Below are 12504 nucleotides of genomic sequence, written 5' to 3'. Positions count from 1 at the left end.
CCCCGGTCGACGACCGAGGCGCCCCCTTCACGCGCGCGTCCTGGGACGCGATCTAGGGTCTTTCGTTTGGATCAGGCCGGATCAGGCACCAGGGCACGCGAGCCCGGCAAGATCCAAACGAGAGGCCCTAGCTCTTGGAGCAGCTGGGCAGGCTCTTCGTGTCGCCCTTGCGGAGCTTCTCCAGCGACTTCGTCGCGTCGTCGATGGTGTCCACCTTGATGAGGGTGAGGCCGTCGGGGATGTCGGAGGCGGCGGCCTCGCAGTTGTCGGCCGGGGTGAGGAAGTACTCGGCGCCCGCGTTGCGCGCGCCGACCAGCTTCATCTCGATGCCGCCGATCGGGCCGACCTTGCCCTTCTCGTCGATGGTGCCGGTGCCGGCGATGAACTTGCCGTCGGTGAGGCTCTCGGGCGTCAGCTTGTCGACGATGCCGAGCGCGAACATCAGACCGGCGCTGGGGCCGCCGACGTCGGCGAGCTTGATGTCGATGGTGAACGGGAAGACGTGGTCGGTGCCGGCCTGGATGCCGACGATCGCCCGGTCGCCCTCCTGGGACTTGACCGTGGTGATCGTGACCTTCTCGGTCGCGGTGGGCTCCTTGCCGGCCTTCTCGGCCGCGGCCGCCTCCTTGGCGGGGACGATCGTGAACTCGACCGGGTCGCCCGGCTTGCGCTTGGTCACCTGCTCGGCGACGTCACCCGGCTCCTTCACGGCGACACCGTCGACGGACTTGATGACGTCCCCGGCGTGCAGCTCGCCCTGGGCCGGGCTGTCCTTCACGACGGTGGCGACGACGACCCGGGTGGTCACCGGGATCTTCAACTCGTTGAGGGCGGCGACCTTGGCGCTCTCCTGGGACTGGGAGAACTCCTCGGCGTTCTCCTGGCTCGACTCCTCCTCCGTCTTGCCGTCCGGATAGAGGGTCTCCTTGGGGACCACCACGTTGTCGTGGGCGAGCCAGCCGTAGACGGCCTCGACCACGTTCATGCGGTAGTCCGCACTCGTGACGCGGACCGTCGTCATGTTGAGATTCCCGTCGGTGGGGTACGTCTGGTGACCCGAGATCTGGAGGACGGGCTCGCCGCGGGCCTCCCCGAGGGTGTTGACCGTCGGACCGGGGCTCATCTCCGCGTACGGCACCGGCACCAGGACGCCCACACAGAGCAGAGTGATCAGGACCAGGGTGGAGGCGAGCATCGTCGCGGTGCGGCGTGGCATGGAACGACAGTACGGGACCGGTCTGTGAGTGCACCTGTGGGGCGGGTCCGTACGAGGCGGCCGGCGGTGGGAGATCAGCCGGAGACGTGGCTACTGCGTACGGGGGACGGCGAGGTCGCCGCGGTCATCTGAGGGTCGGTGTCCGCGATACCGGAGTGGGAACGCTCCATCGCGTCCCGGAACCGTGCGTAGCCGGCGAGCTCGGCCACGTCCCCGGTGGTCTTGTTCCTTTGGGCCCAGCTTCCCCATATCGCCGCGCCGACGACTGCGAAAAGCGGAATAAGCAACCAGGCGAGCGCTGCCATCCCGACCTCCCATCCCCAATGAGCGACCGCAATCGGCCGGGACCCGGCCGATCAGCAGACTAACGATCTGCAGCTTCAACGCTGCTGCCAGGGGGGCGGTTACGCAAATCGGGGCGTTCGACTACACGACGTCGGCGCGGCGCCTTGCCAAGGACTCTGAACGCCTACCCGGGGTGAGCGCTCAGCAGGAGCCCACCCTCCCCCAGACTTCGTCCGGGGGGACCCCCAGACCTGGGGTGAGCGCTCAGCAGGAGCCGACCCTCCCCCAGACTTCGTCCGGGGGGACCCCCAGACCTGGGGTGAGCGCTCAGCAGGAGCCGACCCACTCCTCCGTGCCGTCGGAGAAGGTCTGGTGCTTCCAGATGGGGACCTCGTGCTTGAGGTCGTCGATCAGCTTGCGGCAGGCCTCGAAGGCCTCGCCGCGGTGGGGGCAGGAGACCGCGACGACGACCGCGAGGTCGCCCACCTGCAGATCGCCCACCCGGTGGACGGCGGCCAGCGCACGGACGGGGTAGTCGGCGACGACCTTCTCGGCGACCCGGCGCAGCTCGGCCTCGGCGGACGGGTGGCTGGAGTACCCGAGCGCGTCGACGTCCGCGCCGCCGTCGTGGTTGCGCACGGTGCCCACGAAGAGGGTCGTGCCCCCGGCCGCGTCGTCGCCGACGGCCCGGAAGACCTCGTCGACGGAGAGCGGGGTGTCACGGATCGCGAGCAGCTTGATCGGGTCGGCTGCGACCTGCTCGCCGGGGTGGTCATGGGTGCGTGCCATGGAGCCCATGGTGCCGTACCGCACGGACATCCCGGAATAGCGCTTTCGACCGGTGGGACGGACCCTCCGTAGGAGGGTCCTACATGCCGCGCCGCTTCCGCATCTGCCGCACGAGCGCCGCCGTGCCCAGCAGCGCCACCGTCGCACCGGCCGCGCCCGCCGCCGTCGCGTCCTTGCGGCCGAGGCGGCGGCCCGCGACCGTGTGCCGGCCCTCGACCTCCTCCAGCAGCGCGGCGAGCACCTCCTCGTTGGTCCACCGCGGCCGCCAGCCGGCGTCGTGCAGCCGCCCGACGCTGACCACCCAGGGGTGCATGGTGTACGCCAGGTCCCCCGCCGGGGAGGGCGTGAGCCCGATCCGGTGCAGCCGGGCCGCCGCTCCGAGGGCGACCGCGGAGGGCAGCTCCATGCGCCGGATCCCGGAGAGCTCCTCGACCTCCTCCTGCTCCAGCCATCCGTCGCAGCCGACCGCGAACTCGCCGTCGACCTTCTCCAGGGCCGCGTACTCCAGCGCGCTGACCAGGTCGTCGACGTGGCAGAACTGCCAGGTGGGGCGGGAGCCGGCGACGACGAGCAGCCGCGGCGACTCGAAGTAGCGGGTCAGGGCCGTGTCCGTGCCGCCGACCAGCACCGCGGGCCTGACCACGGTGACGTGCAGCCCCGGGTGGGCGCGGGGCGCGCGGCGGCCGAGCCGCTCGATCTCCAGCAGGTCTCCGACGCCGGTCGCCTCCGCGGTCGCCCGCAGCTCGGCGTCCTCGGAGAGCGGGATGTCGTTGTCGGGCAGCGCGCCGTAGACCATCGCGGAGGTGCAGAGCACCACCCGGTGGACCCCCGCCGCCGCGGCGGCGGTGAGGACGGTCTGGGCGCCGCGCACGTTGTAGGCCGTTCGGGCGGCGGCGTCCGACTCCAGGTCGAGGTCGACGGCCAGGTGCACGACGACGTCGGCGCCCCGCAGCTTCTCGGCGATCGCCGGGTCGCGGACGTCGAGGATGTGCCACTGCGCCTCGGAGACCTCGCCGCGGCGCTCGTCGATCGCGATGACCTGCTTGATCTCCTCCGAGGCGGCAAGGCGCCTGGTCAGCAGGTCGCCGACTCCTGAGGCGGCGCCCGTGACCGCGACCACGGGGCCGCGCCCGGCAGGCCGGGTCGAGATGTTTCGCGCTGCGCGAACCTGAGGATCTGGGGAACTCACCGGGCGTCTCCAGCGGTTGTCTTCAGTACGTACACGAATGACGCGTACGTACCAGGTGGCGTCCATCCTGCCGCAGGCCACGGCCCGGCGGAGCACCGAGCCCATATCCGGCCCGGATGTCTACGCTGGTGGTGTGTAGCGGGCAGTCGCCGTCGGCAGGAAGCCGGCGGCCCTACGAGCCGAGGAAACCTGTGAGTGACACCCCATTCGGATTCGGCCTTCCGCCGGAGGAGCCGGAGAACGGCGACGAAGGCAAGAAGAAGGACCCCGCCGGAGGTGGCCAGGGGTCCGGTGGCCAGGGCGGTGAGAACCCGTTCGGGGCCAATCCGTTCGGCTTCGGCGGTCTGCCGGGCATGGGCGGTCCCGGTGGGGCGGACAATCCGTTCGCCGCGATGTTCGGCTCGCTGAACCCCAACGACCTGGGCGCGGCGTTCCAGCAGCTCGGCCAGATGCTCTCGTACGAGGGCGGTCCCGTGAACTGGGACATGGCCAAGCAGATCGCCCGCCAGGTGGTCGCACAGGGCACGCCCGACGGCACCAAGGACGCCAGTGTGGGTCCGGCGGAGAAGGCGGCGGTCGAGGAGGCCGTGCGCCTGGCCGACCTGTGGCTGGACGGTGTGACCTCGCTGCCCTCGGGGGCGAGCACGTCCGTGGCGTGGAGCCGCGCGGAGTGGGTCGAGGCGACGCTCCCGGCCTGGCAGCAGCTGGTGGACCCGGTGGCCGAGCGGGTCGGCGCGGCGATGGGTGATGTGCTGCCCGAGGAGATGCAGGCCATGGCGGGCCCGCTGATCGGCATGATGCGCTCCATGGGCGGCGCGATGTTCGGTCAGCAGATCGGGCAGGCCGTCGGCGCGCTCGCGGGCGAGGTCGTCGGTTCGACCGATGTCGGCCTGCCGCTGGGCCCGGCCGGCAAGGCGGCGCTGCTTCCGCTGAACATCGAGTCCTTCGGCAAGGACCTGGGTGTCCCCAAGGACGAGGTGCGGCTGTACCTGGCCCTGCGCGAGGCCGCCCACCAGCGGCTCTTCGCCCATGTGCCGTGGCTGCGCTCGCATCTGTTCGGCGCGGTCGAGGGCTACGCCCGAGGGATCAAGGTCGACACCTCGAAGCTGGAGGAGGCGGTGGGTCAGCTCGACCCGACGCACCCGGAGCAGCTTCAGGAGGCGCTGCAGCAGGGCATGTTCCAGCCCGAGGACACGCCGGAGCAGAAGGCCGCTCTGGCCCGCCTGGAGACGGCGCTCGCGCTGGTCGAGGGCTGGGTGGACGCGGTGGTCCACGAGGCCGCGAAGTCCCGGCTGACCTCGGCGGACGCGCTGCGCGAGACGCTGCGCCGACGCCGGGCGAGCGGCGGTCCCGCCGAGCAGACCTTCGCGACGCTGATCGGTCTCGAACTGCGTCCGCGCCGGCTGCGGGACGCCTCCCGGCTGTGGGCCTCGCTCACGGACGCGCGCGGTGTCGACGGCCGCGACGACCTGTGGGAGCACCCGGACATGCTGCCGACGGCGTCCGACCTGGACGACCCGGACGGCTTCGTCCACCGCGAGCATCTCGACTTCTCGGAGATCGACAAGATGCTGGGCGAGGCGGCCCGCGGTGACGGCGACGACGAGGGCAAGGACGACGGCGCCAAGTGAGCCTGCACGACGACGCCGTTCTCGTACTCAAGGCGTACGGGTCGAACGGGGCGCAGGATGAGCTGCGCCAGACCTATCTGGACCACCTCGCGGCGCATGAGGACGGGATGTGGAAGGCCTGCGAGGCCGGGCATCTGACGGCCAGTGCGCTGGTGGTGGACCCGGAGCGCGGGCGGGTTCTCCTGACGCTGCACAAGAAACTCGGCATGTGGCTGCAGATGGGCGGCCACTGCGAGCCGGGTGACGCGACGCTGGCGGACGCGGCGCTTCGGGAGGCGACGGAGGAGTCCGGCATCCCGGGCCTCACGCTGCTGCCCGGTGGCCCCGTGCGGCTCGACCGGCATCCGATCCCGGCGCCGTGTCACTGGCATCTGGACGTGCAGTACGCGGCGCTGGCACCGGCCGGTGCGGTGGAGGCCATCAGCGAGGAGTCGCTGGACCTGCGCTGGTTCGCGTACGACGAGGTGGCGTCCGTGGCCGACACCTCGGTGGTCCGGCTGCTGGAGGGCACCCGCGCCCGCCTCTAGAGCATGGGTAAGGGGCGGCCTCCAGGGAGGCCGCCCCTTACCTGTGTCCGGTTCCCGGCGCGTCAGTTCCAGGCGTTGTTCTGGTTCTGCGCGTGCGAGCCGTGCTGGCCCGCACCGAACTGGGCGGCGATGCCCTGGCCGATGGCGGCGTTCTGCGGCGGCATGACCTCGCTGGGCTGGACGAGGGCGAAGCCCTGTCCGAGGAAGCTGAGCTCCCAGCCCTCACCCGTGTCGCCACGGCGGCGGCGGATGCTGGAGTTGTGCGTCTGCGCCTGCATCTGCACTCGCAGCCCGGTGGACCAGGCGACGATCGCGTCCGCGTCGACGTTGACGTACTTGTCCGGGGTGACGTGCATCATCAGCGGCTGACCGGAGGTCATCAGGGCGACCTTGCCGCGGCCGGAGATGTTCAGCTGGTACTTGCCGGAGCCGGAGATGCCGTACTGGCTGTCCACGGCGATGACCTCGGTGTTGAGGGTCGAGTCCAGCGCCAGGACGTAGGCGCTGTCGACGGTCATGCCCTCCTGCTCGACCTCCACGACGTGGATGTACTGGGCGAGGTTGGCGAAGTAGACCGTGCCCTGGCCGGAGCAGCGCATGAGGTCGAGACCCTCACCGGTCCGGGCCTGGGCCCGTCGCTGGCTGGGCGTCTTGTACTCGCCGTCGAAGTCGACGAGGCCCTGGTAGGCGACCATGGCGCCCTTGCGGGCGAGGATGTCGTCCGAGCCGTTCAGGGCGACCCGCAGCAGCTGCGGGTTCTGGATGACGTACCGTTCCTGGCTCTGCTGCTCGGCGTAGTTGAAAAGCGGGCTCTGCATGGTGTGTTCTCGCTCCCCCTCAGCCCCGGATCCGCAGGCGGTCGGTGCTGTCCTCGCTCGGCTGTACGACGACGATGCCCTGGCCGGAGAAGGCCATCTGGTACGCCTCGCCGCTGCCCCGCCCGATCAGGGAGGAGGCCTTGAAGCTGCGCTTGCCCTTGACCTTGAGCGCCGGCGACCAGGCGACGAGCGCGTCGGGGTCGACGTACGTCTCGTCCTCGCCGCGGCCGCAGTCGACGACGATGGGCGTGCCGCGCGAGGTCAGGGCGACCCAGCCGGTGCCCGCGATCTCGACGTTGAACAGGCCCTGGCCGGCGAACTTGGCGAGACCCTTGACCTTCTCGACGCCCCACTGGAGGTGGGCGTCGAAGGCCAGCAGGTTGGTGCCGTTGACCGACAGCGAGTCGTTGTTGAGGTTGATCACGACGACGTCCGCGCCGTAGTCGGCGAGGTAGAGCAGGCCGTCGCCCGAGCACTTCATGATGGGCGCGCCCTCGCCGGTGACCCACTGCTGGGCGACCTGGCGGGCGGCGGGCGGGTTGGGCTCGTAGGTGACGAAGCCCTCGTAGGCGACCATCGAGCCGGTGCGCGCGTAGAGGTCCTGGCCGGAGGCCATGGCGACCTTGAGCATCGTGCGGCCGTGGTTCTCCATCCGGGCCGCCATCGGGGTCGGGGCGAAGCCCGCGAGTTGCTGGTTCATGTGTCGGGCTCCCTCAGACCTCGTACGGCTGGACGACGATGAAGTTGCCGGGGGCGCCCCGGAACTGGAGGTTGACCGTCTCCCCGCTGTGTCCGGGGTACGCGTTGCGGCGCAGCCGGACCTGGCTGGAGAGGATCACCTGCGACGCGGACGACCAGGCGACGACGGCGTTGCAGTCGGCGAAGGTGGTCGGCGTGACGGGCAGGACGACCGGGATGCCGTGCGTCTTGACGACGACGGTGCCGGTGCCCTGGAACTGCATGGTGAACAGGGCGCCGCCGGGGATGCCGTGACCCTCGACCCTCCGTACTTCGTACTGGAGGGACTCGTCGAAGGCGAGCACGTTCTCCGCGGAGACGCAGATGCCGTCGCCCTGGAGCTCGATCGGGTGGAGGTGGGCGCCTTCCTCGGCGAGGAAGACCTGGCCTCGGCCGGTGCAGCGCATCAGCTGCATCTCCTGACCGGTGGCGTTGCCGACGATCCGGCCGGTGAACCCGGCTCCCTTGTGGCTGAAGTCGACCTTGCCCTGGTACATGACCATGCTGCCCTGGCGGGCGAGGACGGGGACGCCGCCCATCTGCAGGTCGACCCGCATGAGCTGCTGGTTCTGCGGGGTCCAGCGGGCGCCGGTCGCGGTCTCCTTGTACGGCTGGAGCGCGGCGGCGAGCCCGGCGCCGGTGGCCGGCACTCCCTGCGGGACGCCCATCTGGCCCGGGGGCATCCCCGGAGGCGTACCGGGAGGCTGCTGGCCGAACTGCGGCTGTCCGTACGGCGCCGGGGCGGGCTGACCGTACGCGGGCTGGCCGTACGGCGGGGCCTGGCCCGGGACCTGCCCGAACGGGGGCTGCTGGGGCTGCTGCGGCAACGGCTGCTGCGGCTGTCCGTACGGGGACGGCGCGGGCGCGGGGGCAGCCGGCGGGGTCATGGGCGCGGCCATGGTGGGGGCCGCGTGCACCGGCTGGACCGGGGCCTGCGGCGCCGGAGCTGGCGCGGGCGCGGCGGGCGCACCGAACGCCGGCGGGGCGGCGGCCTGCGGGGGCGGGGCGAACCCGGGGGCTCCCTGCGGCGCCTGGGCGGCGGGCTGCTCCTCGGCGACCTCGCCGCCGAAGTTCTTCAGCAGCGCGTCGAGTCCGCCGTCGAAGCCCTGTCCGATGGCGGCGAAGCGCCAGACGTCCTTGAGGTAGAAGTCGCCGAGCATGACGGCGCGCTCGGTGGAGAACTCGGCGCCCGTGAACGGGTAGCGGACGACCTCTTCACCGCCCGCCACGATCCGGATGTAGCCGGGGCCGATCTGCGACATCTGGCCGGCACCGTCGATGGTCGCGGTGAACGACAGCTTGTGGATGTTCGCCGGAATGCGGTCCAGCGTGACGCGGAAGGACTCGGTGTCGCCCGACTGCGCGCCGAGCAGCTGAACGGACTCCTCCGGCGACTTCGGCTGATTGAAGAAGATGAAGTACCGGTCGTCCGACAACTGCTCATTGGCGTCGAGGCCGAAACAGCTGATGTCGAAGGTCAGTCCGGGCGCGGAGATCTGCACCCCGACGTACAGATCGGTCCCCGGTGTCAGATCACTGATCTTGGCCTTGTGGCCGCGTTGGAATTCCCTGGCCATGCGTAACGACCGTCCCCCATCCCGAATGTGAATGCGTCGCGCCAGGCTAACGGCTGCACGTGACATTGAGCCAAGCTGGTACGCATTCGGTACAGGATTGACGAGCGGGGCGAGTGGGGTGCTACTCCCCGCGTGCGGCGGGCAGATGCGGCAGCCGGTCCGCGGCGACCACGCCTTCGAGGTATCCGCGGGCCCGTTCGGTGCGCGGGTACGCCTCCAGCAGCCGCCAGAACCGGGGGCCGTGGCCCGGCACGAGGAGATGGGCCAGCTCGTGCACGAGGACGTAGTCGACGACGTACTCGGGCATCCCCTGGAGTCGGTGCGAGAGACGGATGCTGCCTTCCGAGGGGGTGCAGGAGCCCCAGCGGGTGTTCTGATTGGTCACCCAGCGCACGGACGTCGGCCGTGCCCGGCCGGCGAAGTACTGCTCGGACAACCGCTCCGCACGCTCGGTGAGTTCGCTGTCGCCGAGGAGCCGCTTGCTCTCCTGGGCGGCCAGTTTGTCCAGCATGACCGTCACCCAGCGCTGCTCCTCCGCCTCGGACATCCGGGCCGGGATGAGCACGATGGTCCGGTCTCCCTCACGGTAGGCGGAGACGGTTCTGCTGCGCCGGGAGCTTCTGCGGACCTCGACCGCACTCGTCCCCGAGCCGCGGGGCGGTTTGCTTGTCACGCTGCGCTGTGGGTCGGCGGGCACGGCCCCGACGTTACCCGCTGTCAGCATGGGAAGTCCCGCCTCCGGGACGGTTCGACCGTGATGCCGTCACACCGTGCACCATTTGAATGATTAATACCCCACCCCTGTGGACAACTTTCCGCGTCCGTCTCGACTCCCGGGCAATCTGATGACGGCCGCGGGGAACGGCCGAACGCGAAGAGGAACGACCGATCAAGATCACGGGGGCGGAAATGCATCCGATGCTGAAACCGGCGCTGCGGCGCGCCTGGCGGAATCTGCAGAGCGTGCAGTTCGGGGCCACTCCCGCGCATGCGGTGGTGCTGGGTCCGGTCGACACGGCCACCGGCAGTCTGCTGGGTCTGCTCGACGGCACCCGCGGCATGGACAGACTGCGGGGCGAGGCGCGTGCGCTGGGACTGCCGGACGGGGTGCTCGAGCGGCTGCTCGGGCGGCTGGCGGAGGCGGGGCTGATCGCGGACGGCTCGGCCGGCCGGCCCGGAAAGGCCGGTGGCGCCACGCCGGCGAACAGCGCGCTCGATCCTCTCCGTGCCGATCTGGCCTCACTCTCCGTGATCCACCGGGAGCCGGACGGGGCGTTACGAAGACTGGCCGCGCGGCGCGCGCTGCGCGTCCAGGTCCGAGGCGCCGGCCGGGTCGGCGCGGCGGTCGCCGCCCTGCTCTCGGCGTCCGGGGTGGGCCGGGTGGAGGTGCTGGACTCCGGATCGGTGGAGCCGTGGGAGGTGTCGCCGGGCGGGCTGCCGGCCGGGGCTGTCGGCGAACGGCGGGCGGTGGCGGCGCGCGGACTCGTGGCGCGGTCGGCCCCGGGCGGCCGCGCACCACGGACGGCGCGGCGCGAGCCGGGTGAGAGCGGGCACGAGCCCGGACTCTCACTCGTGGTGGTGACACCCCGGGACGGCCTCGCCGCCTACGTCCCCGATCCCGTCCCCGCCGAGAGCTGGGTCACCACGGGCACTCCCCATCTCTACGCGGGGGTTCTGGAGGCCACGGGGGTCGTCGGACCGCTGGTACTGCCGGGCGGCACTGCCTGCGCGGGGTGCATACAGGAGACGCGGACGGACCGGGAGCCGGTGTGGCCCCGGATGCTGGCGCAGTGGCGCTCGGGCGCACCCCACGCGCTGCCGGCCTGCGATCTGGGTCTGGCGACGGCCGTCGCCGGCTTGGCCGCGGCCCACGCCCTCGCCTTCCTGGACGGCGAGTTGCCCGCCGCCGCGGGGACCCGCTTCGAGTGCTCGCTGCCGCTCCTGGAGTGGCGGGTGGAGCGGATTCGGCCACACCCGGCGTGTCCGTGCGGCGCCGCACGTCGCGAAGAGGGGGAGCATGAGGCGGGGGCCCCGACCCCGCACGACACAATGGCGGGGTAACCGCCCTGCGCGGCACGGCGATCTGGGTTTTGGAGGGGCGTATGTCTGATCTACCCCGGAAGGCGGTCACCCGGACCGCCAGGTTGGCCGCGTTGCCGCTGGGCTTCGCAGGACGGGCCACCTGGGGCCTGGGCAAGCGGATCGGCGGCAAGTCCGCCGAGATCGTCGCCCGCGAACTGCAACAGCGCACGGCCGAGCAGCTGTTCAAGGTGCTCGGGGAGCTCAAGGGCGGGGCGATGAAGTTCGGGCAGGCCCTGTCCGTCTTCGAGTCGGCGCTGCCGGAGGAGGTGGCGGGCCCCTACCGGGCGGCGCTCACCAAGCTCCAGGAGGCGGCGCCCCCGATGCCGACGCGGACGGTGCACGGGGTGCTCGAGGAGCGGCTCGGCGAGGAGTGGCGCGAGCTGTTCCTGGAGTTCGAGGACAAGCCCGCGGCGGCGGCCTCCATCGGCCAGGTGCACCGGGCGGTGTGGCACGACGGCCGTGAGGTCGCGGTGAAGGTGCAGTACCCGGGGGCGGGTGAGGCGCTGCTTTCGGATCTGACGCAGCTGAGCCGGTTCGCCCGGCTGCTGGGCCCGCTGATCCCCGGCATGGACATCAAGCCGCTGATCAACGAACTGCGCGACCGTGTCTCGGAGGAGCTGGACTACGGCCTTGAGGCCCAGGCCCAGCGGGAGCATGCCGAGGAGTTCGAGGACGATCCCGATGTGGTGGTGCCGCAGGTCGTGCACCAGTGCGAGCAGGTCCTGGTGACGGAGTGGATCGACGGGATCCCGCTCTCCGAGGTGATCGCGGACGGCACCGAGGAGCAGCGGAACCGGGCCGGCCAGTTGCTGGCGCGCTTCCTCTTCTCCGGCCCTGCCCGCACGGGGCTGCTGCATGCCGATCCGCACCCGGGCAACTTCCGGCTGCTCCCCGGCGCCGACGACGAGGACGAGGGTCCGGAGAGCTGGCGGCTCGGAGTCCTGGACTTCGGCACCGTGGACCGGCTGCCGGGCGGGCTGCCGGAGACGATCGGCACCTGTCTGCGGGTGACCCTGGAAGGCGACGCCGAGACGGTCTACGAGCTGCTCCGCGAGGAGGGGTTCGTCAAGGACTCCATCGCTCTCGACCCGGACGCGGTGCTCGAGTACCTGCTGCCGATCATCGAGCCGGCCGAGGCCGAGGTGTTCGGGTTCACCCGGGGATGGATCAGGACCCAGGCCGCCCGGATCGCCGACCCCCGCTCCCCCGCGCACCAGCTGGGCAAGCAGTTGAACCTGCCGCCGTCGTATCTGCTGATACACCGTGTGACGTTGAGCACCATCGGGGTGCTCTGCCAGCTGAACGCGAAGGTGCGGCTGCGGGACGAGCTGGAGGAGTGGCTGCCGGGCTTCGTCGCGGCCGAGTGAGCGGGCCGGGGAGAGATCCCGGGGGCCGCCGTCACCACCAGGAGGAGTCGAGGCGGCCCTCGATGGACCGGATGTTCTCGCGGGCGCAGTCCTCGCAGAGGTAGTGGCGGGCACCGTTCTCCACCGAGCAGGTCCACGTCAGCGGCAGTTCCTCGGCGGTCTTGCCGCAGCGGGAGCAGATGATGGGCTCCTTGACGGGCGGGGCGTCGTTCACCCTCCTGACGATAGTCCGGTGGCGCCCGGGCCGCGCCGCAACGCACCGCGGGGGCCGGTCCGTTCGGAATG

At 71.2% G+C, this 12504-nt stretch carries 13 protein-coding genes; 4 read left to right on the top strand and 9 right to left on the bottom strand.

The features are described 5' to 3' along the window. Positions 1-127 precede the first annotated feature (127 nt). The 4 genes from ACFVZW_RS10595 to ACFVZW_RS10580 all read right to left on the bottom strand — a co-directional run bounded on the left by ACFVZW_RS10595 (position 128) and on the right by ACFVZW_RS10580 (position 3479). Positions 128-1216 carry a PDZ domain-containing protein gene (locus ACFVZW_RS10595; RefSeq protein WP_384519457.1) on the bottom strand — a complete coding sequence of 363 codons (1089 nt, stop codon included), beginning with the start codon at positions 1214-1216 and terminating at the stop codon, positions 128-130. 74 nt (positions 1217-1290) lie between these two features. Continuing rightward, positions 1291-1521: a hypothetical protein gene (locus ACFVZW_RS10590; RefSeq protein ID WP_384519456.1), complete on the bottom strand. Its 231-nt coding sequence runs from the start codon at positions 1519-1521 to the stop codon at positions 1291-1293. 307 nt (positions 1522-1828) lie between these two features. Next, positions 1829-2290, bottom strand: coding sequence for a molybdenum cofactor biosynthesis protein MoaE (locus ACFVZW_RS10585; RefSeq protein WP_384519454.1), 462 nt, complete (start codon positions 2288-2290; stop codon positions 1829-1831). Positions 2291-2369: 79 nt separating this feature from the next. Next, positions 2370-3479, bottom strand: coding sequence for an SDR family oxidoreductase (locus tag ACFVZW_RS10580; RefSeq protein WP_384519452.1), 1110 nt, complete (start codon positions 3477-3479; stop codon positions 2370-2372). Between the two features lie 191 nt (positions 3480-3670). On the opposite strand from ACFVZW_RS10580, the gene ACFVZW_RS10575 reads away from it, so the two are divergent. Together ACFVZW_RS10575 and ACFVZW_RS10570 are read left to right on the top strand one after the other, a co-directional pair. Further along, positions 3671-5110, top strand: coding sequence for a zinc-dependent metalloprotease (locus ACFVZW_RS10575; protein WP_384519450.1), 1440 nt, complete (start codon positions 3671-3673; stop codon positions 5108-5110). Further along, positions 5107-5637, top strand: coding sequence for an NUDIX hydrolase (locus tag ACFVZW_RS10570; RefSeq protein ID WP_384519448.1), 531 nt, complete (start codon positions 5107-5109; stop codon positions 5635-5637). Before ACFVZW_RS10575 ends, ACFVZW_RS10570 begins: the two co-directional genes overlap by 4 nt. Before the next feature lie 62 nt (positions 5638-5699). Here ACFVZW_RS10570 and ACFVZW_RS10565 read toward each other — a convergent pair whose 3' ends face one another. The 4 genes from ACFVZW_RS10565 to ACFVZW_RS10550 form a co-directional block, all read right to left on the bottom strand. Then, entirely contained in the window at positions 5700-6455 is a 756-nt protein-coding gene (locus ACFVZW_RS10565) for an AIM24 family protein (protein ID WP_376445891.1), read from the bottom strand. A 19-nt stretch (positions 6456-6474) separates the two neighbouring features. Then, positions 6475-7155, bottom strand: coding sequence for an AIM24 family protein (locus tag ACFVZW_RS10560; RefSeq protein WP_329116257.1), 681 nt, complete (start codon positions 7153-7155; stop codon positions 6475-6477). A gap of 13 nt (positions 7156-7168) precedes the next feature. Next, positions 7169-8770, bottom strand: a complete 1602-nt coding sequence (locus tag ACFVZW_RS10555; RefSeq protein WP_384519446.1) for a TerD family protein — start codon at positions 8768-8770, stop codon at positions 7169-7171. A 121-nt stretch (positions 8771-8891) separates the two neighbouring features. After that, entirely contained in the window at positions 8892-9494 is a 603-nt protein-coding gene (locus tag ACFVZW_RS10550; RefSeq protein WP_384519445.1) for a M48 family metallopeptidase, read from the bottom strand. A gap of 185 nt (positions 9495-9679) precedes the next feature. On the opposite strand from ACFVZW_RS10550, the gene ACFVZW_RS10545 reads away from it, so the two are divergent. Next, positions 9680-10831 (top strand): ThiF family adenylyltransferase, encoded by a 1152-nt coding sequence (locus ACFVZW_RS10545; protein WP_384519443.1) that lies wholly within the window; start codon positions 9680-9682, stop codon positions 10829-10831. A gap of 41 nt (positions 10832-10872) precedes the next feature. Then, the gene (locus ACFVZW_RS10540) at positions 10873-12219 is read left to right on the top strand and encodes an ABC1 kinase family protein (RefSeq protein WP_384519441.1); all 1347 of its coding nucleotides are present in this window, start codon (positions 10873-10875) and stop codon (positions 12217-12219) included. A gap of 31 nt (positions 12220-12250) precedes the next feature. Here the strand turns inward: ACFVZW_RS10540 and ACFVZW_RS10535 are convergent, their stop codons facing one another. Next, complete coding sequence (locus ACFVZW_RS10535; RefSeq protein WP_384519439.1) at positions 12251-12433, bottom strand: hypothetical protein; 183 nt, start codon at positions 12431-12433, stop codon at positions 12251-12253. Positions 12434-12504 lie beyond the last annotated feature (71 nt).

It is taken from the genome of Streptomyces sp. NPDC059567, from assembly GCF_042735655.1.
Classification (GTDB): domain Bacteria; phylum Actinomycetota; class Actinomycetes; order Streptomycetales; family Streptomycetaceae; genus Streptomyces.
This window is presented reverse-complemented; position numbering and strand designations above follow the sequence as displayed.

Bases quoted from the DNA above. Each gene is read 5' to 3' on its own strand.
- ACFVZW_RS10595 (WP_384519457.1), bottom strand. From the start codon at position 1,216: ATGCCACGCCGCACCGCGACGATGCTCGCCTCCACCCTGGTCCTGATC.
- ACFVZW_RS10590 (WP_384519456.1), bottom strand. From the start codon at position 1,521: ATGGCAGCGCTCGCCTGGTTGCTTATTCCGCTTTTCGCAGTCGTCGGC.
- ACFVZW_RS10585 (WP_384519454.1), bottom strand. From the start codon at position 2,290: ATGGCACGCACCCATGACCACCCCGGCGAGCAGGTCGCAGCCGACCCG.
- ACFVZW_RS10565 (WP_376445891.1), bottom strand. From the start codon at position 6,455: ATGCAGAGCCCGCTTTTCAACTACGCCGAGCAGCAGAGCCAGGAACGG.
- ACFVZW_RS10560 (WP_329116257.1), bottom strand. From the start codon at position 7,155: ATGAACCAGCAACTCGCGGGCTTCGCCCCGACCCCGATGGCGGCCCGG.
- ACFVZW_RS10555 (WP_384519446.1), bottom strand. From the start codon at position 8,770: ATGGCCAGGGAATTCCAACGCGGCCACAAGGCCAAGATCAGTGATCTG.
- ACFVZW_RS10550 (WP_384519445.1), bottom strand. From the start codon at position 9,494: ATGCTGACAGCGGGTAACGTCGGGGCCGTGCCCGCCGACCCACAGCGC.
- ACFVZW_RS10545 (WP_384519443.1), top strand. From the start codon at position 9,680: ATGCATCCGATGCTGAAACCGGCGCTGCGGCGCGCCTGGCGGAATCTG.
- ACFVZW_RS10540 (WP_384519441.1), top strand. From the start codon at position 10,873: ATGTCTGATCTACCCCGGAAGGCGGTCACCCGGACCGCCAGGTTGGCC.